Genomic DNA, 1,023 nt, shown 5'->3' with positions numbered 1-1,023 from the left:
TCGAAGAGCGCGGGCTTGCCGGCGTAGTGGGGCTCGCCGTCGAACACGCCGCGGATCCCCTTGCCGGTCAGGCTCTCGAACGACGACGGCTCCGGCGGATCCTCGATCCCGGCTTCGGTCGCGTTCGCGCGAATCGCCGCCGCGATCGGGTGATCACTGCGCCGCTCCAGGCCGGCCGCGTACCGGAGGACCGTCGCCGCGTCCGCGTCTCCGAAGGCGACGACGTCGGTGACGGCGAGCTCGCCGGCGGTGAGCGTGCCCGTCTTGTCGAGCGCGACGGCGTCGACCTCGCCCATCGTCTCCAGGTGGTTCCCGCCCTTGATCAGGACGCCGTTGCGCGCGGCGCTCGTGATCCCCGAGACGACGGAGACCGGCGTCGAGATGACGAACGCGCACGGACAGGCGATCACGAGCAGCGTGAGCCCGCGGACGAACCACGTGCGCCAGTCGCCGACGACCGTGTGCTCGTAGCCGGCGACGCCGACCGAGACCGGATCGCCGACGACGAGCGGCGGGACCGCGGCCGTCAGGACCGCCAGCGCGACGACGACCGGCGTGTAGTACCCCGCGAACCGGTCGACGAACTGTTCGCGCTCGGTCTTTTTCGCCTGTGCGCCCTGTACGAGTTGGATGATCCGCGCGAGCGTGGAGTCGCCCGCGGTCGAGGTGACCCGCGCCTCGAGGTACCCCTCCTCGTTTATCGCGCCGGCGTACACCTCGTCGCCGGCGGCCTTGTCGACGGGGACGCTCTCGCCGGTGATCGGCGACTCGTCGACGGCGCTCTCGCCCGCGGTCACCGTCCCGTCGAGCGGGACCTTCTCGCCCGGACGGACGACGACCGTCTCGCCGACCGCCACTTCCTCGGCCGGGACGGTGACCTCCTCGCCGTCGCGTCTCACCGTCGCCTGGTCGGGGGAGAGCTCGAGCAGCTCCCGGAGGGAGTCGCGGGCGCGGTCCATCGCGTAGTCCTCCAACAGCTCGGCGATGCTGAACAGGACGGCCAGCGTCGCCGCCTCGACGAAG

The 1,023-nt window shown here is 71.7% G+C and carries 1 protein-coding gene; it reads right to left on the bottom strand.

Annotated features, from left to right (window positions below; translation table 11 throughout):
* On the bottom strand, positions 1-1,023 hold a 1,023-nt coding region (locus GJ633_RS16850), incomplete at both ends, for a cation-translocating P-type ATPase (protein WP_156589666.1).

Origin of the sequence: Halorubrum sp. CBA1125 (genome assembly GCF_009742825.1) — an archaeon.
GTDB lineage: Archaea > Halobacteriota > Halobacteria > Halobacteriales > Haloferacaceae > Halorubrum.
Note: the sequence above shows the minus strand (reverse complement) of the source record. Positions and strands in the feature narration are given on the sequence as shown.